We start from the raw sequence: 23728 nt of genomic DNA, 5'->3' as shown, positions 1-23728 counted from the left end.
TTAGTGAGTTTCGTTTTCGTAGTAATCAAGGTTTTATCCAAATAATAAGGTTTAAACTACTTTCCCAAATTTTATTTGGGAATATTTCAAAAAAATGCTTAGACAAGCCAGGGTTAGTGCGTAGCACTTTCGCCATTCTCTTTAATATATTATTATTTAAATATACTAGAATAACTATTATTGCGAAATGAAGGGAAATGGCGATTGATTTCCCTTGCTTATACAAAAAGAGAAAATATATAATTATAAAAAAATATTTATTAGCAACAAGCAATTTTTCAAAATTTAAATAAAAATCTCTTATTTAGATACTTAAAAATTAGATTCAATTTTTTTAACAAACCTATCAAACTAATTATTATAGAATTTTAAAATATTCTGCTATTGATATAATTATAACAAATAAAATAAAAGTCAATATTTATACGGTAAATTAAATACTATATTAAAACAAAAATTTTTTAAACTTTTTTATAAAATAGTATTGACATTACAAAAAATATATGGTAACATACTATTAGAAATAATAGAAAATCAATTACTGTAAAAAAGGATAGAATTATTATGAAATCTAAATTTAAAGTTTTGTTATTAACAACAATTATTGCTTCTAGTTGCATCAGCTGTACTTTTGCACAGGCAGGTAGAATAATTGGAGGTGAGGATGGAAGAGCCATGGGAATGGTAATGGATAGTGGAGTAATGTTAGGAAATAGTGCAGGTAAGGCTTTAAAAAGAGCAATTACCAATAGAACTCAGAAAGAACTAAAAGCTCCAAAAACTACTACAAAGGATATAAAAACTAATACTCCAAAAACTATAAATTTAAAAGATGCAAATAAAAAATAAAATTAAAAAATAAGTTACGAGTCATGTATCAAAATAAATCAGATAAATAATCTAAAAACAGTCATTATATAGAAATGATATATTTTGACTGTCTTTTATAATTTAAAATTTTTAATAGGAAGTTAAAAAAGTGATTCTTAGAATATTGACAAATAAAGTTATATGTGATATAAATAACTGTCTAATAGAGACGCCCCATCTCTACATTTAGACTTCTTTCATACAAAAAAACGAGCACACGGCTCGTTTTTATTTTAGATTAACTTTTGAACAAAGAAATTAATAATATAGAAATCATAGTTTAAAATGAGAGTAGAAAATTATAACCTTTGCATATTTTTATTCCAATTTTTAAATGAACTGACTATGATTTTGAGATTTATAACAAATAAATATTTAGGAGAATAGGATCACAGTATGAAAAAAGAAATAGCAATAATTGGTGGCGGTGCATCGGGTTTTTTAACAGCGATTACTGCAAAAAAAAATGGTAAGGATGTTGTCATTTTGGAAAGAAAGGACAGGGTTCTGAAAAAAGTACTTACAACTGGAAATGGACGATGCAACTTGACAAATGTAAATGCTTCCAATAGAAATTATTTTGGAATTGAAAAAATGAAACAGCCTATTGAGAAAATTTTGGAGAGTTTTACTTCACAAGATGCAATGAGATTTTTTGAAGATGAAGTTGGGATTATTTGTAATGAGGAAAATCGTGGAAAAGTTTATCCACTTAGCGGACAAGCCGCATCAATTGTAGATGGACTTAGATTTTATGCACAAAGTCTTGGAATAGAGATAATTACAGACTTTTATGTCACAAAAATTGAGAAGGAAATGTTTGATTTTAAGATAATTTCTGAGGATAAAAGGCAGATAATTGCCAAAAAGACAGTGCTTGCAACTGGTGGAAAGTCGTATCCTGAACTTGGTTCGAACGGAAGCGGCTATGAGCTGGCAAAGACCTTTGGGCATACTGTTACCGAATTAACGCCTGTTATTGTACAGCTAAAGGCAGAAAAAGAAAAAATTAAAGGTCTAAAAGGAATTAAGTCAGATGTGGAAATTACAGCTTTTGGAGAAAATAGAAACGGTGAAAAGGAAAAAATCTGTACTTATGATGGTGAACTGCTGTTTACTGATTTTGGCATTTCTGGAAATGTAGTTTTTAATATTTCGTATGTTTTCCCAATTTACAGAAACGTGGAATTTGAAATTGATTTTATGCCAAAATTTACTTATAATGAAATTTTTGAAATTTTAAAAAAACGTCGGACAATATTAAAGGATTTTACAATGGAACAATTTTTTAATGGAGTTGTCAATAAAAAACTGGGACAATTTTTGACAAAATCGGCAGGAATTGAAAAATTATCAAAAAGCATAAATGAACTTACAGACAACGAAATTCGCAAAATTTGTACAACTTTAAAAAAATATAGAATAAAAATTATTGATACAAATGGCTTTAAAGCAGCACAAGTTACCGCTGGAGGTATTCCTTTAAGTGAAGTAAATCTGGAAAATTTGGAATCAAAAAAAGTTAAAAATTTGTATTTTGCTGGAGAAATACTGGATGTTTACGGTGAATGCGGCGGATTTAACCTGCAATGGGCGTGGACTTCTGGATATTTTTTAGGAAAAAATCTTTAAAAAAACGGTATAATTTAAAATGTTGCTAAATTAAATACTATTAATAATAAATTTTATAAAAATGGTATTTTATTTACTTGATAACAAAAAAAATTACTCTCTTGCTAAAATGAATTTTTAGAAAATTTACTATTTAAAATGAAAAATAATGTTACACACTTTTAAAAACAACTAAATTAATTAAGGAGAAAAATGATTAGAATAAATAATATAAAAATGCCTGTAAAACACAACGAAAATGATTTAAAAAAAACAGTTTACAAACTTTACAAAATCAATGAGAATGAAGTAAAATCATTTGAAATCGCAGGACAGGCAATTGATGCCAGAAAAAAAGATAATGTCATATTTGTTTATGCTGTGGATATTTCTTTTAACTTTGATGAGGAAACGGAAAAGAAAAGATTTGAAAATGTAAAAAATATTCGAAAAATTGAGAAAAAACCTTATTCTACGGAAAAAATTGAGAACTTTACAGAAACTGAAAATGTGAAACGTCCTGTCATTGTTGGAAGCGGACCTGCTGGAATTTTTGCTGGACTTGTGCTTGCTGAAGCTGGATTAAAGCCAATTATCATTGAGCAGGGAAAAAATGTAGATGAGCGTGAAAAGGATGTTTATAATTTTTTCAAAACTGGAAAACTTGATAAATATTCAAATGTGCAATTTGGAGAAGGAGGAGCAGGAACATTTTCAGACGGGAAACTAAACACGAACACAAATAATTTTCGGATTCAGAAGGTTTATGATGAATTAATTCTCGCTGGTGCTGATTCAAAAATAAATTACATGTCTAAACCCCACATTGGAACTGATAAATTAATTGAAATAATGCGTAAAATCAGGTATAAAATCGAAAGTCTTGGAGGAGAGTACCGTTTTAGCACAAAACTTGTAAAAATAAACTATGAAAAATCTGATTCTGAAAACAACAAAATAAAAAGCATTTTAGTTGAAAATGTGGAAAATTCTGATGAAAATAAAATTTATGAAATTCCAACAAATATTGTAGTTCTCGCAATTGGGCATAGCGCAAGAGAAACTTTCTTTATGTTGAACGAAGAAAATGTGGCAATGGAACGGAAAACTTTTTCGGTAGGAGTTAGAATTGAGCATCTTCAAAGTATGATAAATTATTCGCAATATGGAAAATTTGCTGATAAATTGCCGGCTGCAGAATACAAATTAAATGTAAAGACAAGCAACGGACGTGGAGTTTATACATTCTGCATGTGTCCTGGAGGTGTCGTTGTACCATCTTCAAGCGAAGAAGGCAGACTTGTCGTAAATGGAATGAGTTATTCACAGAGAGATTTAGAAAATGCAAATTCAGCAATTTTGGTAAATGTATTTCCTGAGGATTTTCCAGGAGAAAGTGTTCTGGCTGGAGTTGAATTTCAAAGAAAATTGGAAGAAAAAGCATTCGAGCTTGGTGGAAAAGATTACAAAGCCCCTATTCAGCTATTTGGTGATTTTGTAAATAATAAAATCTCAACAAAACTAGGAAAAGTAAAGCCAAGCTACCTAGCAGGCTACAAATTTGCAAACTTAAATGAAATTTTTCCACAATTTATAAACGATTCTATAAAAGAAGGAATTACCTTAATGGATAAAAAAATAAAAGGTTTTGCCAGTTATGACGCAATTTTGTCAGGTGTTGAAAGCCGTAGTTCATCTCCAGTGAAAATTCCTAGAAATGAAAGATTTTTCTCAAATATCGAAGGACTTATGCCTTGCGGAGAAGGCGCAGGATATGCTGGCGGGATTATGTCAGCGGCAGTTGATGGGATAAAATGTGCAGAATATGTGATTGAATATTTTCTAGAAAATTTATTAAGTTAAAATTTTTGATTTTTACCAATAAATATGCTATAATCTCAACATCTTTAAGATATTTTTCAAGCAAATTCAAATTTGTAACAATTTAAAATCTATAGTTGTTTGAATGAGGGAGGATATTATGTTTTGTACTTTAGTATGCTGTATGGATGGGAGATTTATTCATATTTTGAATGAATATATTAGAAGTAATTATAGATATACTTTTGTTGATACCATTACTGATGCAGGAGCGGTAAATAAAATTGTTAGTGATGAGGAGTATTTAAAAAAAATAGAAGATAAGGTTGTTTTAATTTCGGTTAATAAACATAAATCTGACCATATCTTTGTGGCAGGACATAGTGACTGTGCTGGTTGTCCTATTGATGATGAAACACAAAAAGGCTATATTCGACAAGCAGCTGAGAAAATGCATAACGATTTACCTCATGAGGCTGTTACTGGGCTTTTTGTCCATGAAAATGGAGAAATTGAAATTTTAGTCGATTACGACATTGATGATATTAATTAATTGAATTAATAAAAAATAAAGGAACTGCTATTAACTGGTAGTTCCTATTTTATTTAAAAAAATATTTTTAATATTACTTTTATTTGAAATTTAATAATAATGTTTAGCATTTAGCATTTTTTCAGCAATCTTGTAATTTGGCATATATTGTTCGACATAATTATAAAAACCCTTTCCGTGATTTGGATACTTTAAATGAGTCAATTCATGTAAAACCACATATTCTATCTCAAAAGGCGTCCTTTTTATAAGCTCCGTATTAAGATTTATATATTTTTTTACATAATTGCACGAGCCCCATCTAGTCTTCATAGGCTTTATTGCCACTTTTTCCACATGCTCATCCAATATTTTCAGCCATTTTTCCATAAATTGCGGAAATAACTTTTTTGCATTTTCAAAATACCATTTTTCCATAACTTTTTTCTTTTCGTCGGTATTTTCCAAAATGTTTTCATTAACTGTTAAAATTATATTCGGCTTTTTTTCATTATTTATTAAATTCACTCCATTAAAGTTTCCTGTTTTCAAAGTTAAATTGTATTCTTTTCCCAAAAATTTATGAATTTCGCCAGTTTTGTATTCAAAGCCCTTCTGTTTTTCCTTCACATCTTCAACTTTTTTCAAAACACTTTTTATCCAGCCTTCTTTAGAACGGATAAAATTTTCGATGTAATCACGATGTAAATTCATTGGTACAGAAATATAGATTTCCATATTGGGCTTTATTCGTAAATTTATATTTTTTACTTTTTTTCTGTGAACTTCATAACCTAAAATTTTCTCTGTTTTCATTTTTTTACTTTATTTTCCTCTTACATTTATTTTTACTGAAAGTCTAACCTGTCTTCAATTTTATAAATACCTTTCTTGCGTTTTCCAGCACATCCTTCTGTAATTTATAAGTAACCAGCTTTAATGCTTCCTCATAAGTACACCACTGAAAATCCTCAATTTCAAAAGTATCAATCTTAACCTCTTCATCTTGTGTAATTCCTGCAAAAATCGTAACTTTCTTAATAGTTTTTTCGTTTGGAATATACTTTATTTCACGTTCAAAATTTGGAATAATTTTTATATTTACATTTGTTTCTTCGTGAACTTCACGAATTGCTGTTTCTTCCTTTGTTTCATTGTTTTCGATATGCCCTTTTGGAAATCCCCAGTTACCATTGTGCATTTTCACAAGCAAAATTTTTTCAGTATTTTCATTAAAAACAATCGCTCCACATGAATTTTCATACTCAAATTTATCATTTAAATTGTAATGCTTTACAATATATTTTAATAATGCTTCCTTCTCATTTTCAATTTCATCTCCTAAAACAAGTTCATATAGCTTATTTTTTACTTCACCAATCTCACGATTGCTAAATTTAAGATTAATCAAATCAATTCCAGTTATATCCAAGTCATTAAACTGTGGTATTTTCCCCTGTTTTTTTATATTTTCAATTTTATCCCAAAAATTTTGCAAAATCTTTTCATTTTCTTTTTTTCTGCTAATTTCTTTAGAATTTAAATCTGCATAAAATAAATTGAAAAGTCTTTTTAGATTTTTTTCTTCCATTTCTATAATCAGCTTTTTCAACGTCTTATCTGAAACATCCTGATAGATTAACATATGATTTCTTACAATTTTTTTTACTGAATTTGTAAAATCATTAGAAGCTTTAAGCTGTCTCAACTCTTCTTCCGCGATTAATGCACTTTCTTTTTCATGTCCATAAAAATGAAAAATACCTTTTGCATCAATAATTTTCACATTTATTTTTCCTAAATCGTGAAAAAGTGCGGCAAATCTCGTTATCAAATCGTAATCACAAAGATGGATAACTTTTATAATGTGGTTAAACAAGTCATCAGGATGATGGGGGTTATTCTGATTAAAATTATAGGCATAACGAAATTCTGGAATTATTATTTCTAAAACTCGTAATTTTTTCATTTCGATAAAAGCTTTTTTTGAATACTTTCCCATTAAAATTTTACTTAATTCGTCAAAAATTCTCTCTTTAGATATTTTTGTCAAAAATTTTCTTTTTTTATAAATAGCTTCCGATGTTTTTTTATCCAAATTAAATCCTAACTTAGAAACAAATCTAAAGGCCCTCAAAATTCTAAGTGCATCCTCTTCTATCCTTATCTTAGGCTTTCCTACAAACCTTATAACTTTTCTTCTAATATCCTGCCTTCCGCCATACAAATCAACTATCCCAGTTTGCTTGCTGTAAGCAAGCGAATTTATCGTAAAATCACGTCTTGCTAAATCTTCTTCAATTGTTTTTACAAATTTTATTTCCTTTGGGTATCTGCTGTTATAAACTCCCGTTTCTTTACGGAATTTTGCTATTTCATAACTTTTTCCATTGACATTTATCATAAGAATTCCAAAGTGAGCACCCATTTCTTTTGGGCTATAATCTGCAAAGATTCTTTTTAATTCTGAATAACCTATATCAGTTGCGAAATCATAATCACCGGGATCCTTATTTAGAATTTTATCTCTAACTGCTCCACCAACAAGAAATCCTGTTCCGTTTTTATTCAGTTGTTCCAATATGAATTTTACATCATCATCCAAATCAAATCGCATTCCAAATATGTCCTTTCAATTATTTTTTCGGTACTTTTATAGAATATTTCGTTTCCAAATTTATTTCTATTTTATAAACTAGCTCTAAAAAATTTAATTTCATTTTTAGTTTACTATACTCAAAAATTTTTTATTTTTTTCTTAATTTTGCAATATAAAACCCATCCAAATATTCATTTTTATATGAAATATAAATTCCCCCAAATTCATCTCTTATATTGTCAATATTTTCAGGAATCTCTACTTGCATAATTTCCAAATCCTCATATTTTTCGAGAAAATACTGAATATTATTAGTATTCTCATTTTTAGAAAAAGTACAAGTGCTATAAATCATTTCCCCGCCACTTTTCAAAAATTTATACGCACTTTCAAATATTTTTTTCTGAAGTTTCTTTAAATTTTTTATATCATTTGCCGTCAGATCATATATTTTTTCAGGCTTTTTCCGAAGAACTCCAAGTCCGCTACAGGGCATATCCAAAAGTATCTTGTCAAACATTGTATCTAAATTCTCAATTTGTGTAGCATCATTTAATTTCACTTCAAAATTGCTGTAATCATATTTATTTTTAAGTTCATTCAATAATTTCACTTTATGCTCATGAATATCAGTAGAAATCAACTTTTTAGGATTAAATAGCTGTAAAATCGCAAGAGATTTTCCACCAGGAGCAGAGCAAGCATCAAGCACAGTTTCTCCATCTTTCACGCTTAAATTTCTCACTGCCAGATAAGATGATGCATCCTGAATTACAACATCTCCATTTTTATAAATTTCCGTATCAAAAATATTCGCATTTGATAAATAATAAACTTCTCCAACAGAAAATAAGACATCTGTCTTAATATTCTTCAGCAATTCCTCAAATTTTTCTCTCGTAATTTTATTCTTATCAAATCTAACTGACAAATAACTTCTTTTTTTATAAGATTTAAGCATTTCCAAATAATCATTAGGATAATCAATTTTCATCTTATTCACAAACCATTGTGGATATGACAAAACAATACTTTCCCTGTTATCTTTTGGAATTTCCTCATCAAATTTTTCTTTATTTTTCAATATTGTCTGTAAAGTCGCATTCACAAATCCAGCTTGATGTACATTCAAAATTTTTGCAATCTCTCCAGCCTCAAAAATAACTCCCGCATTATCCGATTCCATGAAAAACAATTGAGCAACCGAAATTCTCAAAAGCTGCTTTATTTTTCGTTTTTTAACATTCCTAACACTTTTCCCAATCAGATAATCAATATAAATCAAATTTTTTATCACAATATTTATTACATTTGTAATAAACATTTTTTCTTTTTTTGTATAATTTTTTTTAGAAAAATAGTAATTTAACTGGATATTACTGTATTTCCCATTTTGAATTTCATCTAATAAATTTACTATGTCTAATTTTATATTATTTTTTTTTATCAATTTCTTCCTCTCTTATTAAAAAAACTTTATTTCCATTCCCATTTTTCTATTTCCACATTTACATCTTTATCAGCAAAAACGATTATTCCGTTTGCATCTTTCTCAGGGAATATTCGTGAAGAAAATACTTCTGCACCACCATTAATAAACACTTCCACAGAAGAATTGTCCACAAAAACAGTAAGTTCTAATTCAGAAATATCTCCAAGATAAACTTTTCTTAATCTTTTATCAGGTTGTTCTCCCTTTGTTCTATCCAATACAAATTTTTTATCATTATAGTCAAATTTTAAAACTGTTTCACTATTTTTACCAGTTCGTAATTTTAATCCAAAATCAGAATTAAAATCACTAAATTTAGCTTTTAATTCATAAGTTACTCCTGTTCCAACTTTCACTTCTCCAGTAACTTTTTCACTAAACTCAATTTTTTCTCCACGGATACTTTCCATTTCCTTTATAGGCACTTGATAAAGTTTTCCATCTATTACTTTAAGTTCTCTTGGTAAAGTTAGGCAGTGAAGCCATTCATTTTTTACAGTTGGAAAATCTTCTTCTTCTGGAATTCCCATCCAGCCTACAATAAGCCTTCTTCCTTTATCATCTTCCATTGACTGTGGTGCATAAAAGTCATTTCCTCTGTCAATTTCCACAAAGTTTGATGAAATTTCAAATTCAGGTTTTTTATAATCTAATTTCCCAAATAAATATCCTGTCTGATATTTGTTATTGTATAAATCTCCTTCTGGCTCTAATCCTTGCGGTGAAAAGACCAATAAATCCTTTATTTCTCCAGTTTTTTCATCTTTTAACTGAAAATAATCAGGACATTCCCACATAAATCCAAAGTCTTTAATTTTTCCATGATTTGCTCCTGCAATTTCCCCTTCAAATTTCCATTCTTTTATATTTTCTGAACTGTATAAAACTGCTTTTCCTTCCAAATCTTCACTTTGAATACCAATTACAGCATAAAATTTACCATCTTTTTTCCAAATTTTTGGATCTCTTATATGTCGAGTGTACCCGTCAGGCTGATTTACAATGCTTGGCTCCCATCTCTCAAAATTTTCTCCGTCGCTTGAAACTGCTAAGCATTGGTAAGATTCTCTATTCCCATCAGAATCTTTCACATTTCCTGTATAAAATAAATAAAGTTTTTCATCATCTACAATCGCACTCCCAGAATAAACGCCATCCTTAGAATACCAGGTATCAGGTCGCAAAGCTGTTTTCAACCTTTTCCAATGTAATAAGTCATCACTTACACTATGAGCCCATGTCTTGTTTTTATGATTAGTTCCTAATGGATTCCATTGATAAAACATATGATATTTTCCTTTAAACTGTGAAAAACCATTTGGATCGTTAATTAACCCCACAATTCCTTGAATATGATATTTTTGTCGCCAAAAATCCTTTTCAACAATTTCTTTTTTTTCTAAAATTGCTTTTTCCTCATTTTCTTTGACTTTTGTAAAATCCATATTTTAATCCACCTTTCGAATTATTAAATTTAAATTAAATATTTTGTTATTTATATTTTGTTATTTTTGTTTTTCATTACATTTTACCATATTTTATCGCTTTTTCCAAATTAAGTAAAAAAAAACAGTTTCTTTTTAAATTTGCACTTTATTGGGATTTATAGTATAATTGAGCAATAAATTATAAATTTTATGGTGAGGTGATTAGTTGTGACGAAAATTAATATGGATATGATTCAGACAATTGGATTAGCCGTTGTTTTACTTTTAATTGGAATAAGACTTAGAAAAAAAATTAATTTTTTTGAGAAATATTGTATTCCAGCACCTGTTATTGGTGGATTTCTATTTTCAATAATTGTTTTTATTTTAAGGCAGACAAATGTAGCTCAAATTAAATTTGATGATACATTACAGAAATTTTTTATGGTAATGTTTTTTACAAGTGTAGGATTTAATGCCAGTCTTAAAGTGCTAAAAAAAGGTGGGAAAAAAGTTGCTATTTTTCTTTTTGTTGCAGCTGGATTATGTATTTTACAGAATGTTGTTGCAGTTGGACTATCAAAATTTGTAGGACTTCCGCCATTATTGGCATTAATGACAGGATCTACCCCAATGACTGGAGGACATGGAACATCTGCAGCCGTAGCGCCAACAATTGAAGCTCTTGGACCTATATATAAAGGGGCAAATGCAATTGCGATAGCTTCAGCAACTTTTGGACTTATTGTGGGATCTGCGATGGGAGGCCCTATTGCCAGCAGACTTATAAAAAAACATAAATTATTACCAGAACATTTTGTAAAAGATGGGATACAACATGGAGACGAAGATATTGATGAAGAAGTGTTAAAAAGACAGAAGCCCTTTCTTGATGGAGAGCGTTTTTCTATGGCATTTTTCTATATTCTGATTGCAATGGGAATTGGTTCATATTTATCAATGTTTATTGACTATCTTATGAGTTTTACAAACTTTGAAGCACATTTTCCTATTTATATAGGACCTATGATTGTTGCTGCAATTATTAGAAATTTGTCTGACAATGTAAAAGCAATGAATGCCCCGACAAAAGAAATAAGTATTCTTGAAGATGTGGCACTTAGCCTATTTTTAGCAATGGCACTAATGACATTAAGATTATGGGAACTTATTGATTTAGCACTTCCAGTATTCATTTTACTTGTTGCACAAGTTATATTGATTTATTTCTATCTGAACTGGATAACATTTAAAGCGATGGGATCTGATTACGATGCGGCTGTTATGGTTTCAGGTCATTGTGGATTTGGACTAGGAGCAACCCCAAATGGAATTTCAAATATGAAAGCTGTTACTGAAAAATATATCTACTCAAAAATGGCATTTTTCGTAATTCCAATTGTTGGTTCGCTTTTCATTGACTTTGCAAATATTAGTATTATTACAATATTTACACAGTTTTTCAAATAGATAATTTGAATAAAAAAACAAAAGAAGAATAGCTTTTATTAGTTATCCTTCTTTTTTTTATTATTTTAACTGTTATACTCAAAATCTAAAATATCTTTTCTAATATCCCTTATCAAAAATTTTATTAAATTATCTGATTCTGTTTGAATTAAAAGAAACAATCTTGCCAGTATTTTACCAACAAAAACTTTTTTTATATGATCCATCTCATTTAATGTCTGATGTTTTAGAAAACTGATTAAATCGTCTACCTTATTAACAATATTATTTACAGATATATTTTTAAATCGTCTATCCGAAATAAATCTTTCATAAATTGTAGAATTTTTATTAATTCGTATTCCTTCCTTCTTCTCCACAGTCGTAGCTTTTGAAAACTGATCATAAATTTCTGCATAAAGCATATCATTCGGACCTTCAAAGATAGTAAACGGCCTAAAGTCAATTGCCACATTGCTCATCGGATGCCCAGCTTCAAATCCTTTTGCCCCTAGAAGTTTCTGTGCAATTTTTGCTGCTTTGTAAGTATATTCAGTAGCAAGGCTCTTTATAATATTTGCTTCCATTAATTTATCTGAAACAGACTTATCTGGAGAGACATTGTTACAAGTATAATTATACATAATTTTTGATACATCGTAAGTATTTTCGATTTCATTTAATTCATTTTGAACAAATGGTATTTCTTTTTTAGCAAATTTATTTATATTTTTTGCGATATATTCCATAATTCCATGTGTCATTCCAACTAGCTGCAATCTACTTCTTATAAAGATATTTTGAAATTCTCTAAGACAATTTGCCTTGCTTTCTGAAAGTTTTATTATATATTTTGCAGGAATTTTTGCATCAACATGATTTACAGCATATCTTACTGCTTTTAGACCTTCCGAATTTAGCACATCATAAGTTATATATTCTCTTGGAACTAAAATTAAGCTAATTACTTTTGATAATTTACCGTCTTTCTTTTCCTTTGCTGCAATTAATAAAAAATCACTTTGAGAATTTCCTTGCCAATATTTATCAGCTTTAACATGAATTGTATTTTCATCAACATATTCATAGTAAGACTGCATTTCTTTTGCTATAGCAGATCCAGAAGTTTCAGGCTCTGTTATAGCTAGTCCTCCCCCTTCTCCGTTAAATATCATTTCCAGACCTTTTTCAATTTGCTCCTCATTCCCATATTCAACAAGCGGCTGTAATACTAATGCTCCTTCAATTCCTGTTCTAAGTGTAACTGGTACGCCATAGTTCCCAGCGATTCTAAGAACTTCCTGAATTTCAAGCTGACTATTTTTTCTTCCCCCAAATTTTTCTGGTAGAAAGGGCAGTAAAAGTCCACATTTTTTTATACTTAACCATTTCTTCTCTGACAAATAGTTCATTAAATTTATTTTCTCAATATTTCCATTTGAAAAAACATCATTGAAAGCCTTCTTTATATTAGACAGAAATTCTTCTGTATTCATTTTTAGCAAATTTTCATTTATAAATTTATTCATTTCTCTCCTCCAAAGCAAGTAATTTAAAACAAAATATTTTGGTTTCAAAATAATTTGTTTATATAACAACTGTTATTATAACATAAATGAAAAAAAATGACAATTTATTAATAAAGTTATTTTAATAATTTGCTTTAATACATTATGAATTAAAGTATAAAAAGATTTTTTTTTATTGACTGAAAAAAGTTAATTTGATATACTGAAAATAACAAAAAATCGAGTATGGGGGTAGTGAAATATGAAACATAAGAAAGAAAAAATTGCAAAGACGAATGCTTTAAGACAGCTTGATAAACAAAAGATTCCGTATATTATTCATACTTATGAGTGGAGCGAAGATAAAAGTGGAGGGCTTGGTGTTGCTAAAAAGTTACCTGAACTAGCGGATAGAGTTTTTAAGACAATTGTTTTGAAAGGGAAAAGTAAAAATTTGTATGTTTGTGTGATTCATGGAGAGGCACATTTAGATTTGAAAAAGGTGGCAAAAGCCTGTAAAGAGAAAAATATTGATTTATTGCCACTTTCAGAGTTGGAAAAAGAAACAGGATATATTCGTGGAGGATGTTCTCCTGTGGGAATGAAGAAACTGTTTAGGACTTTTTTTGACAAGGAAGTTGAAAAATTTGATAAAATAATGGTTTCGGCTGGAAGAAGAGGACTGCAGATGGAAGTGGAAACAGAAAAACTAGTTGAAGTTGTGAAAGGAAATATTGTGGATTTGACAATGGAAGAGATTTAGATTGTGAAGGGATGGTTGTTTTTATGAAAGAGAAAGTTAGAATTGGAAAAGAAAAAATTGAAAAAATGATGGAAAATAGTAGAGAAGTGATGAAACTTACTCTTGAACTTAATACAAAATATAACTCAGCACAGGAAATTGTGGAACTTATGTCGAAAATTACAGGAAAGGAAGTTGATAAAAGTTTTGCCCTTTTCCCGCCATTTAACACAGATTATGGGAAAAATATTACTTTTGGTAAAAATGTATTTATAAATACCGGGTGCAAGTTTCAGGATCAAGGAAGAATTACAATAGGAGATAATGTTTTAATAGGGCATAATGTCGTTCTGGCTACATTGGATCATAATACTTGTGTGAGTAAAAGAGCTGAACTATTTGCAGCGCCAATTGTTATTGAAGATAATGTATGGATTGGAGCAAATGTTACAGTTACATCTGGCGTTACCATTGGGAAAGGCTCTATTGTAGCAGCTGGGGCAGTTGTTACGAAAGATGTTCCAGAATACAGTATTGTAGGAGGAGTTCCTGCTAAAGTAATAAGAGAGTTGACAGAAGAAGAGAGAAAGTAAGTGATAAAACGAAAAATAATGTATAAATGTTAATTTGTTTTTTATCCATTCCTTTATATGCATTTTGGTTATAGTGAACTTGCAAAATTGATATTGTACTTTAGAAAAATTTTTTTGTAAAATATGTTCAAGAAGATTGGTAGTGTAACTATAAATTAGAAAACGGATATATAAAATTAGGAGGAAATATTATGAAATACGTAACTTTAAACAATGGAGTAAAAATGCCGATATTAGGATTCGGAGTATTTCAAATTGATGATATGAAAGAATGTGAGGAAGCGGTTTACAATGCGTTAAAAGCAGGATATAGATTAATTGATACAGCTGCGTCCTACAGAAACGAAGAAGCTGTGGGAAGAGCTATAAAAAGAAGCGGTATACCTAGAGAAGAAATTTTTGTTACAACAAAATTATGGGTAAGTGATGCAAATTATGAAAAGGCAAAATTGGCATTTGAAACTTCTTTAAAAAAATTGGATTTGGAATATATTGATTTATATCTGATACATCAGCCATTTAATGATGTGTATGGAGCTTGGAGAGCGATGACAGAGCTGTATAAGGAAGGGAAAATAAAAGCAATTGGTGTAAGTAACTTCTATCCTGACAGACTGGTTGATTTTATTATGAATAATGAAGTAGTGCCAGCTGTAAATCAGGTGGAAACACATCCTTTCAATCAGCAGGTTAAAGCAAATGAAATAATGAAGGAATATGGGGTTCAAATAGAATCATGGGGACCTTTTGCAGAAGGAAAAAATGGAATATTTGCAAATGAAATTTTGTCTGAAATTGGTAAAAAATACAATAAATCTGTGGCTCAGGTAATTTTAAGATGGCTAATTCAGAGAAATATAGTTGCAATACCTAAATCAACAAGAAAAGACAGAATTGAAGAAAATTTTAATGTATTTGACTTTGAATTGAACAGCGAGGATATGGGAAAAATATCTGAATTTGATAAAAAGGAAAGTTTATTTTTAAACCATGATGATGTAGAAATAGTAAAATGGCTTAATGGAAGGAAATAATAAAAATACGAGGGAGATTTCTTCCCTCTTATTTTTTAAGAATTTTTACTAAAACTATCAAAAAGTTTCTCAATTTCATTTTTTATATTTTTCTTACAGACACAGTAGAAAGTCATTTTTGCTTCCTTGTCAGCAATTGGGATTGAAATATTATTTTTGAAATTGTCTTCACGTTCAAGTGTGAAATTTGAACGGAAATGCAGTAAATTTTGCATTTCAGCTAATTCCTGATAAATAATCCTGTCGTTTTGGATAAGAAAGTTCATATTAGGCATTTTTTCTAAAACTACATCCTTCCATATTCCTATTGGATTGAATAAGAGCATTCTGTCGTCTGTAATATCTGAAAAATGTATTTCCTTTTTTTTAGCCAGTGGATGCTGCAAAGGAACTGATAAAAATAGTTGTTCAGTTTTGTATTTTATGCAGAAAAATTCAGAATTATCAATAGGTTTAGAAAGAATAATCATCTGATAACTGCCATTTTTAAGTTTTTCAAATAACTGAAGATTATTTTCTATTTTATGAAGAATATATTTTTCAGGATAAAATCTTCCAAATAATGAAATCATATCCCACAATGGAGCTGGAGCACATGAACCAATTGAAAAATTATTTTGAACTTGATTATTTTTATTAACTTTTTCTTCCATTTCATCTATAAGATTGAATATTTTTTCTGCGTACTGGATAACAGTTTTTCCATTTTCATTTAATTCCATCTTATTTTTTTTCCTGTCAAAAAGTTCAACCCCTAAAGTTTTTTCCAGCTTTTGTATCGAACGGGAAAGGGCAGGCTGTGAAATATACAACTCTTCAGCAGCTTTTGATAATGTTCCATATGTTGCAAACGCAATAAGCTGTTTAAGTTGTTCCAATTCTATCATATAAATCACCTCATATAATTTTTATTTCTAGTATGCATTTTAATTATAGCACATTTTATAAACGGTATTGTACTTTTATCTTAAATTTTAGTATTATAACTACATGAAGATAAGGAAATAAAAATAAGAAAATGAAGGAGATTATATATGAAAAAAAATTTAATATTATTAATGGCAATAGGGATATTATCAGCAACTGCAAGTTTTGGATTTCAGAAGCCTGTAACAATTAAAGAACAGGGAAGTTTTATGGCAGGAGGAACAGTTGTAACATCACCAGGAGAATATAAAGATTCGGAGCCTACAAATTATGATGGAGAAACTTTACATGGAGATCATGCCTATGTATTTTATCAAAAACCAATGAATGCAAAAAAGAATAGTATTGTATTTTTACATGGGTATGGACAGTCAGGAAAAAGTTGGGAAAGTACACCAGATGGAAGAGATGGATTTCAAAATATATTTTTGGAAAAAGGATACAGTACATATATTGTTGACCAGCCTAGACGTGGTAGAGCTGGGCAGTCAACAGTTCCAAGAAATTTAACAGCAAGACCGGATGACCAGCTTTGGTATAATAATTTTCGTATAGGACAATGGCCAAATATATATGACAATGTTTCAGTCCCTAGAGATAAGGAATCGCGAGAACAGTTTTTTAGACAAATGACTCCTGATACTGGAGATTTTAACCAAAAAGTTATAAGTGATGCGATGGTAAAAGTTTTTGAAAAATCTGGAAATGGAGTTTTAGTAACTCATTCTGCTGGTGGAGGACCTGGTTGGAACACTGCCATAGCTTCTGACAAAGTAAAAGGAGTAATTGCATTAGAACTTGGAACTTTCCCATTTCCAAAAGGAAAATTACCAGAAGTTGAAAAAACAACAAGTCCATTTCCAGCTAGTGGCTATGAAGTATCTGAGACTGAATTTAAAAAATTAACTAAAATTCCGATAGTGGTTTATTTTGGTGATAATATTCCAACTGAATTAACTGATAATTGGGGCTTAGATAATTGGAGAATAAGAGTAAATTTAGCTAAAAAATGGGAAAAAATGATGAATGAAACAGGTGGAGATGTAAAAGTTGTAATGCTACCTGATATAGGAATAAAAGGAAGTACACATTTTATGATGGCTGATTTAAATAATAAACAAGTAGCTGATGCAATGGAAAAATGGATGAAAGAAAAAGGATTAGCAAAATAAAAATAGCAGAGTAATAAAAGCACATGAAAATCTTGATAAAGTTCATGTGGAATTAAAAAATGCTAAAATAAATAATTTTGACTCTTAAAATAAAATTTGGAAGGAAAAGAATGAAAAAAATAAAAAAATATATATTAACTTTTATAATTTTTTTACTGGGAGGAAATTTAGTTATGGCAAATTCAGTAAATAATATGAGTATTACTAAAAAAGAAAATTTAAAATATATTAAGGCAGATTCAAAATATTTTTCAGGAGAAGCAGAATTTTCAATATTACCTCAAATTGATATGTCTAAGGATAGTATTGCTATAGTAGATTTTGAAGTTGGAGTAATAAATAATTGGCACTCACACTCAAAAGGACAGTATTTATATATAACTGAAGGTGAGGGCAGAGTTCAAGAATGGGGTAAAGAGATACAATATGTAAAAAAAGGTGATGTTGTATGGATTCCAGCTGGAGTAAAACATTGGCATGGAGCTGGCGAAACAACCTCAATATCACATTTAGTTATAAGTCCTGATGCTAAAAATAATACAACTACTTGGTTTGAAAAAGTTGAATTAAATGAAAAGCCAACAGAAGAAAGATTGAAAATTTCTATTGAGAAACATAAACAAAATACACCTTTATCAGAAAAACAACTAGCAATTGTTTCAATAGTTGCCAATACAGCAAAAGGAGATTTAGATAAATTAAAAATAGCTTTAAATAATGGATTAGATAAAGGTTTAACTGTTAATGAAATAAGAGAAATTTTAAATCATCAATATGCTTATGTAGGTTTTCCAAGAGCACTAAATGGAATGCTTACTTTAAATAAAGTGTTAGAAGAAAGAAAAGTTAATGGTAAAAAAGATATTGAAGGGAAAGTTCCTACAAATAAGGGGGATATAAATTACTATGAATATGGAACAGAAACTTTAAGTATTTTATCTCAAAGAGATAGCAGTGGATTATTACAAAATTTTGATGGAGTTGACTATGCTTTAAAGGCACATTTATTTGGTTATTTATTTAGTAGAGATAATTTAAACTATGTAAATAGAGAATTAACAACAGTTTCAACCATTTCCACAATATCAGGTGGAGAGGCACAATTAGCTTCACATGTTAATTTAATAAGTAATCTAGGAATTAAAAAAAGTGATTTAGAAAAAGTTGTAAATATTTTAAATAAAGAAGTTGATAGTGATTCATCTAATAGATTAAAAGGAGTTGTTGAAAAATGAAAAAAATGTTATTAGTAGCTTTATTTTTATTACAAATTGGAACTGGAAATTTATTATTTTCTGAAACAAATGAAAATAAAGATGTAGTTAAAAAAATTGAAAATACTGTAAATCAAAATACTAATACAATAGCTACAACAGAAAGTGGAAAAATACAAGGATTTATTCAAGATGAAATATATACTTACTTAGGTGTACCTTATGCAAGAGCCGAAAGATTTATGGCACCTAAAAAAGTAGAAAAATGGAATGGTATTAAACAAACTGTAACTTTTGGAACATATTTTTCACAAGGTGAGAGTATGGTTTCAAGTGGAGGTTGGTTTGCAGGACCTAAATTAGAGATGAGTGAAAATTCTCATAACTTAAATATATGGACACCTGCTTTAAAAGACGGAAAGAAAAGACCAGTAATGGTATGGTTACATGGTGGAGGTTTTAGAAGCGGTTCATCTGCTGAAAATTATATTTTTGATGGAAAAAATTTAAGTAAAAAAGGAGATGTAGTAGTAGTTTCTGTAAATCATAGATTAAATTCACTAGGTTTCTTAGATTTATCAGCTTATGGAGAAAAATATAAAAATTCTGCCAATGCTGGAATTATGGATTTAGTTGCTTCTCTTGAATGGATAAGAGATAACATAGAAGAATTTGGAGGAGATCCTAATAATGTAACTATATTTGGAGAGTCAGGAGGAGGAGCAAAAGTTTTAACTCTTATGGCAACACCAGCTGCAAAAGGTTTATTCCACAAAGCTATATCTGAAAGTGGTGCAGTGGAAGAAATGGGTATGACACTTTTACCTGAAAAAACAACTAGAAGAGTTGCAGAATTAACTCTTGAAAATTTAGGATTAAATGCAAAAAATGTAGATGAAATTCAAAAAATACCTTATGAAAAAGTTATGGAAGCAACAGAAAAAGCCTTAGCAAAAACAGCTGAGGAACAAGGTTATAAAAATGTTTTAACTGGACAACCAGGACTTGATTGGGCACCTAAATTAGATAGCTATATTCCAGTAGAACCTGTAGGAGAAAAATATTCAGAACAATCAAGAGATATTCCTTTATTAATAGGTACTAACTTAACAGAATGGGAAACAATGCCATTTGTATTATCAAATAATAAAGTTGAAAATAAAAATACTTTTACTAATGCAGAAATAAAAAAGAAAATGCAAGAAAAATATGGTGATAGAGCAGAAGCAATAGCGAAAGAATTTAAAAAGGCTTATCCAGAAAGAAAAGCAGTAGATGCACTTTATGTTGATGCTTTATTAAGAAAACAAACATTGAAAACAACAAGATTAAAAGCAAATCAAAATGGAGCACCAGTATATAGTTATATTTTTGCTTGGGATAATCCTATGATTGATGGTATGGCAATGTCTTTTCATACAGCAGAAATTCCATTTGTATTTAATAATATAGATAAAGTTGAAGGAACTTTAAAAGGTAGAGGAAAGGATGCCTATAAATTAGCAGGAAAAATTAGTCAAGTTTGGATAAATTTTGCAAGAACAGGGAATCCTAATGCAGAAGGTTTACCAAAATGGTTACCATATAATACTAAAAATGGAGCAGTTATGATTTTTGATGATAAGTCAGAAGTTAAATATAAACATGATGAGGAGTTAATGAAATTATTAGCACCTGACTATAATTTCTAAAATATTATGAGAAGACTGAATATATTAATTTTAATTATTATTAACTTTTTCTATATAAAAAGTATAGAAGCAAGTGTTGGAGGAGAAAAAATGTTAAAAAAAGAATACTTAAATAAAGATAGTACAATAAAAGAACTTTTAACTTATCCAAGTATAAAAGAGTTTTCAAAATTTATTTTACCTCTTGAACATGGTTATAATCCAAACTCAAAATTAAAAGATATAGCTTATTTATTACCATATCATAATAATATAAATACTGATACAACTTTAAAGAGTATTAATTATATAATTGATAGAAGTGAAAAGGGTGAAGAGATATTCTATAAAATTTATACCGATAAAGAAATAAAAGAAGATAAGAGCAAAGCAAATACAGGAATATTTTTCTTTAAAGGAAATAAAAATGCACCTTTTGCTATAATCAATGCGGGTGGAGGCTTTTCCTATGTTGGTTCTATACATGAGGGTTTTCCTTATGCAATAGAATTAAATAAAAGAGGTTATAATGCTTTTGTTTTACAATATAGAGTTGAAGATGGTTATAGGGCAACTCAGGACCTAGCAAGAGCAATATCATATATAATTGAAAATAAAGATTTATTTGAAGTTGATATAAATAATTACTCTTTATGGGGAAGTTCAGCAGGAGCTAGGATGGTTGCAGCAATTGGCTCAAGAGGTTTAGTTTCTTTTGGAGAAAAAAATTATACTAAACCCAATACAATAGTTATGCTTTACACAGGATTAGCTAGTTTTACACTAAATGATCCTCCTACATTTATGGCAGTTGGTGACAGAGATGGAATTGCTAATCCAAGAGTTGTTGAAAATAGATTTAATGAAATGAAAAAAGCAGGCTTAAAAGTAGAATTTCATAAATATAAAAATGTAGAGCATGGCTTTGGATTAGGCATTGGAACTTCAGCAGAAAATTGGATAGATAGTGCTATAAAATTTTGGGAAAAGTAAAGTGTAAGATATGAAAAGTGACTAACTTATGGTTGAGGGTATGGCAATGTCTTTCCACACAGCAGAAATTCCATTTGTATTTAATAATATAGATAAAGTTGAAGGAACTTTAAAAGGTAGAGGAAAGGATGCCTATAAATTAGCAGGAAAAATTAGTCAAGTTTGGATAAATTTTGCAAGAACAGGGAATCCTAATGCAGAAGGTTTACCAAAATGGGAACCATATAATCGTAAAAATGGGACAGTTATGATTTTTAACGATAAGTCAGAAATAAAACATAAACATGATGAAGAGTTAATGAGATTATTAGCACCTGGCTATAATTTCTAAAATTATTATCAATTATGACATTTTTAATAGGAGGTATGGCAATGGCAAATTATAGAAATAATCCTTTTACATTTGTATATGATGGAGCGATTACAAAAAATGAAAAAGGAAAGGTAAATGTAGAAAAAGTAAGTTATAAAATTAATGGAATTGATATTGCAGCTAATGTATACAAACCTGCAAGTTATACTCCAAATGGTAAATTTCCAGCAATAGTAGTGGCACACCCAAATGGTGGAGTTAAAGAACAAGTTGCAGGGTTATATGCACAAAAATTAGCAGAACAAGGATATGTTACAATAGCTTTTGATGCTGCTTATCAAGGAGCAAGTGGAGGAAAACCTCGTTATGTAGATAAACCTGCAAATCGTATGGAAGATATAAGAGCTGCAGCTGATTTCATAACTCAATATCCTGGTGTAGATAAAAATAGATTAGGTTTATTAGGAATTTGTGGTGGAGGTGGCTACTCAATAAAAGTAGCACAAACAGATAAAAGATTTAAAACTGTAGCGACTGTAAGTATGTTTAATACAGGTGATGTTAGACGTAATGGATATAATCGTACACAAATGGATACTATACAAACTCGTTTAAAAGATGCTTCAGATGCAAGAGCACAAGAAGCAGCAGGTGGAGAAGTTAGATACACACCAGCTTTTGCAGATGGAATGACAAAAGAAGAAATAGCAGCATTACCTTTTGAATTGTATAGAGATGGTTATGAATATTATGGAGTAACTCATAAACACCCAAATTCGCAAACTAATAATACAGTTAGTAGCTTATTAGATTTAATGTCTTTTGATGTTAATACTAATGTAGATTTGATAAATCAACCATTATTAATGATAGCTGGAGATAAGGCTGATAGTTTGTATATGACAGAAGAAGTTTTTAAAAATGCAACTGGAACAAATAATAAAGAATTATTTTTAGTAAAAGGTGCAACTCATATTCAAACTTACTGGAAGCCTGAGTTTGTGAAAGAAATTGGTGGAAAATTGACACAGTTTTATAATAAAAATTTATAAAACAAAGAATACAGAGTATATTTAAAAATAAAACAGGAGGCAAAAAAATGAAAAATTTTGTAAATAGATTTTGTAAAGTAATTTTAAATATGGCGGTATTATTTGGATTTATTGCATGTGGAAATAATTCTTCAGCAGTAAATAACCAAAATTCAAGAAAAAACGGAAATGCAAAAAAAGGGAACAGAAAAGTCTTAGTTGTATATTATTCACAGACAGGTACAACTGAAGGAGTTGCTAAAATTATTGCGAGAGAAACGAATGCAGATTTGGTTAAATTGGAAGTAAAAAACGAGTATACAAGTGATGATTTGAATTGGACTGATAAAAATAGTAGAGTTAACAGAGAACATGATAACCCAAATAGTAGAAATGTAGAATTGAAAAATGCGGTTATTCCTGATTTTTCTTCATATGATACCGTATTTATCGGGTATCCGATTTGGTGGAGAGAGGCTTCCTGGGTTCTGGATGATTTTGTTAAGAAAAATGATTTTACTGGAAAAACTGTAATTCCGTTTGGTACATCAATGTCAACAGGAGATGGGACTAGCGGAAACAGATTGAAAAAATTGACAAAAACAGGAAACTGGGTTGATGGACAAAGATTTTCCAGCAGTTATAATGAATCTGAGGTTGTAGATTGGGTGAAAAGCTTAAAATACTGAATAGAAACTGGAGATGCAGAGTGGTTTGAAGAAGTTTCAGA

21 protein-coding genes are annotated in these 23728 nt (G+C 29.5%); 15 read left to right on the top strand and 6 right to left on the bottom strand.

Going from position 1 to position 23728, the window contains the following annotated elements:
* The first annotated feature begins 564 nt into the window (after nucleotides 1–564).
* From HMPREF1552_RS10085 to HMPREF1552_RS10070, 4 genes are all read left to right on the top strand, one after another.
* Nucleotides 565–849 (top strand): hypothetical protein, encoded by a 285-nt coding sequence (locus HMPREF1552_RS10085; protein WP_021745088.1) that lies wholly within the window; start codon nucleotides 565–567, stop codon nucleotides 847–849.
* Between the two features lie 417 nt (nucleotides 850–1266).
* Nucleotides 1267–2502, top strand: a complete 1236-nt coding sequence (locus HMPREF1552_RS10080) for an NAD(P)/FAD-dependent oxidoreductase (RefSeq protein WP_021745087.1) — start codon at nucleotides 1267–1269, stop codon at nucleotides 2500–2502.
* Between the two features lie 192 nt (nucleotides 2503–2694).
* A complete protein-coding gene (locus HMPREF1552_RS10075) occupies nucleotides 2695–4344 on the top strand; it encodes an NAD(P)/FAD-dependent oxidoreductase (protein ID WP_021745086.1) in 1650 nt (549 codons plus the stop codon).
* Between the two features lie 118 nt (nucleotides 4345–4462).
* Nucleotides 4463–4855, top strand: coding sequence for a carbonic anhydrase (locus HMPREF1552_RS10070; protein WP_039901605.1), 393 nt, complete (start codon nucleotides 4463–4465; stop codon nucleotides 4853–4855).
* Nucleotides 4856–4945: 90 nt separating this feature from the next.
* Here HMPREF1552_RS10070 and HMPREF1552_RS10065 read toward each other — a convergent pair whose 3' ends face one another.
* The 4 genes from HMPREF1552_RS10065 to HMPREF1552_RS10050 form a co-directional block, all read right to left on the bottom strand.
* Nucleotides 4946–5650 (bottom strand): M48 family metallopeptidase, encoded by a 705-nt coding sequence (locus HMPREF1552_RS10065; protein ID WP_021745084.1) that lies wholly within the window; start codon nucleotides 5648–5650, stop codon nucleotides 4946–4948.
* A gap of 43 nt (nucleotides 5651–5693) precedes the next feature.
* Nucleotides 5694–7451 carry an NUDIX domain-containing protein gene (locus tag HMPREF1552_RS10060; RefSeq protein WP_021745083.1) on the bottom strand — a complete coding sequence of 586 codons (1758 nt, stop codon included), beginning with the start codon at nucleotides 7449–7451 and terminating at the stop codon, nucleotides 5694–5696.
* A 130-nt stretch (nucleotides 7452–7581) separates the two neighbouring features.
* Nucleotides 7582–8883, bottom strand: coding sequence for a 16S rRNA (cytosine(967)-C(5))-methyltransferase RsmB (gene rsmB, locus HMPREF1552_RS10055; protein ID WP_021745082.1), 1302 nt, complete (start codon nucleotides 8881–8883; stop codon nucleotides 7582–7584).
* Between the two features lie 26 nt (nucleotides 8884–8909).
* Complete coding sequence (locus HMPREF1552_RS10050) at nucleotides 8910–10370, bottom strand: sucrose-6-phosphate hydrolase (protein ID WP_021745081.1); 1461 nt, start codon at nucleotides 10368–10370, stop codon at nucleotides 8910–8912.
* Between the two features lie 210 nt (nucleotides 10371–10580).
* Here HMPREF1552_RS10050 and gltS point away from each other — a divergent pair, with 210 nt between their 5' ends.
* Nucleotides 10581–11822, top strand: coding sequence for a sodium/glutamate symporter (gene gltS, locus HMPREF1552_RS10045; protein WP_039901604.1), 1242 nt, complete (start codon nucleotides 10581–10583; stop codon nucleotides 11820–11822).
* 65 nt (nucleotides 11823–11887) lie between these two features.
* Here gltS and HMPREF1552_RS10040 read toward each other — a convergent pair whose 3' ends face one another.
* Nucleotides 11888–13330: an acyl-CoA dehydrogenase family protein gene (locus HMPREF1552_RS10040; protein WP_021745079.1), complete on the bottom strand. Its 1443-nt coding sequence runs from the start codon at nucleotides 13328–13330 to the stop codon at nucleotides 11888–11890.
* A 241-nt stretch (nucleotides 13331–13571) separates the two neighbouring features.
* Here HMPREF1552_RS10040 and ybaK point away from each other — a divergent pair, with 241 nt between their 5' ends.
* The 3 genes from ybaK to HMPREF1552_RS10025 all read left to right on the top strand — a co-directional run bounded on the left by ybaK (nucleotide 13572) and on the right by HMPREF1552_RS10025 (nucleotide 15678).
* A complete protein-coding gene (ybaK, locus tag HMPREF1552_RS10035) occupies nucleotides 13572–14072 on the top strand; it encodes a Cys-tRNA(Pro) deacylase (RefSeq protein ID WP_021745078.1) in 501 nt (166 codons plus the stop codon).
* Nucleotides 14073–14095: 23 nt separating this feature from the next.
* The gene (locus tag HMPREF1552_RS10030) at nucleotides 14096–14644 is read left to right on the top strand and encodes a sugar O-acetyltransferase (protein WP_039901603.1); all 549 of its coding nucleotides are present in this window, start codon (nucleotides 14096–14098) and stop codon (nucleotides 14642–14644) included.
* A gap of 191 nt (nucleotides 14645–14835) precedes the next feature.
* Entirely contained in the window at nucleotides 14836–15678 is an 843-nt protein-coding gene (locus tag HMPREF1552_RS10025; RefSeq protein ID WP_021745076.1) for an aldo/keto reductase, read from the top strand.
* Between the two features lie 35 nt (nucleotides 15679–15713).
* Here the strand turns inward: HMPREF1552_RS10025 and HMPREF1552_RS10020 are convergent, their stop codons facing one another.
* Nucleotides 15714–16565, bottom strand: coding sequence for a LysR family transcriptional regulator (locus tag HMPREF1552_RS10020; protein WP_021745075.1), 852 nt, complete (start codon nucleotides 16563–16565; stop codon nucleotides 15714–15716).
* 147 nt (nucleotides 16566–16712) lie between these two features.
* Here HMPREF1552_RS10020 and HMPREF1552_RS10015 point away from each other — a divergent pair, with 147 nt between their 5' ends.
* The 7 genes from HMPREF1552_RS10015 to HMPREF1552_RS09985 all read left to right on the top strand — a co-directional run bounded on the left by HMPREF1552_RS10015 (nucleotide 16713) and on the right by HMPREF1552_RS09985 (nucleotide 23687).
* Nucleotides 16713–17777 (top strand): alpha/beta fold hydrolase, encoded by a 1065-nt coding sequence (locus HMPREF1552_RS10015; protein ID WP_021745074.1) that lies wholly within the window; start codon nucleotides 16713–16715, stop codon nucleotides 17775–17777.
* Between the two features lie 173 nt (nucleotides 17778–17950).
* The gene (locus HMPREF1552_RS10010) at nucleotides 17951–19012 is read left to right on the top strand and encodes a carboxymuconolactone decarboxylase family protein (protein WP_231370769.1); all 1062 of its coding nucleotides are present in this window, start codon (nucleotides 17951–17953) and stop codon (nucleotides 19010–19012) included.
* Nucleotides 19009–20682, top strand: a complete 1674-nt coding sequence (locus tag HMPREF1552_RS10005) for a carboxylesterase/lipase family protein (protein WP_021745072.1) — start codon at nucleotides 19009–19011, stop codon at nucleotides 20680–20682. The genes HMPREF1552_RS10010 and HMPREF1552_RS10005 overlap by 4 nt, the downstream gene beginning before the upstream one ends.
* 90 nt (nucleotides 20683–20772) lie before the next feature.
* On the top strand, nucleotides 20773–21654 hold the full coding sequence (locus HMPREF1552_RS10000; protein WP_051312004.1) for an alpha/beta hydrolase: 882 nt from the start codon (nucleotides 20773–20775) through the stop codon (nucleotides 21652–21654).
* Nucleotides 21655–21682: 28 nt separating this feature from the next.
* Nucleotides 21683–21985 (top strand): carboxylesterase family protein, encoded by a 303-nt coding sequence (locus HMPREF1552_RS09995; protein ID WP_021745070.1) that lies wholly within the window; start codon nucleotides 21683–21685, stop codon nucleotides 21983–21985.
* 41 nt (nucleotides 21986–22026) lie between these two features.
* Nucleotides 22027–23019: an alpha/beta hydrolase gene (locus HMPREF1552_RS09990; RefSeq protein WP_039901602.1), complete on the top strand. Its 993-nt coding sequence runs from the start codon at nucleotides 22027–22029 to the stop codon at nucleotides 23017–23019.
* A gap of 47 nt (nucleotides 23020–23066) precedes the next feature.
* Nucleotides 23067–23687 (top strand): flavodoxin, encoded by a 621-nt coding sequence (locus HMPREF1552_RS09985; protein ID WP_021745068.1) that lies wholly within the window; start codon nucleotides 23067–23069, stop codon nucleotides 23685–23687.
* Nucleotides 23688–23728: the final 41 nt, after the last annotated feature.

This window comes from Leptotrichia sp. oral taxon 879 str. F0557, from assembly GCF_000469385.1.
Taxonomy (GTDB): Bacteria; Fusobacteriota; Fusobacteriia; order Fusobacteriales; family Leptotrichiaceae; genus Leptotrichia; species Leptotrichia mesophila.
Note: the sequence above shows the minus strand (reverse complement) of the source record. Positions and strands in the feature narration are given on the sequence as shown.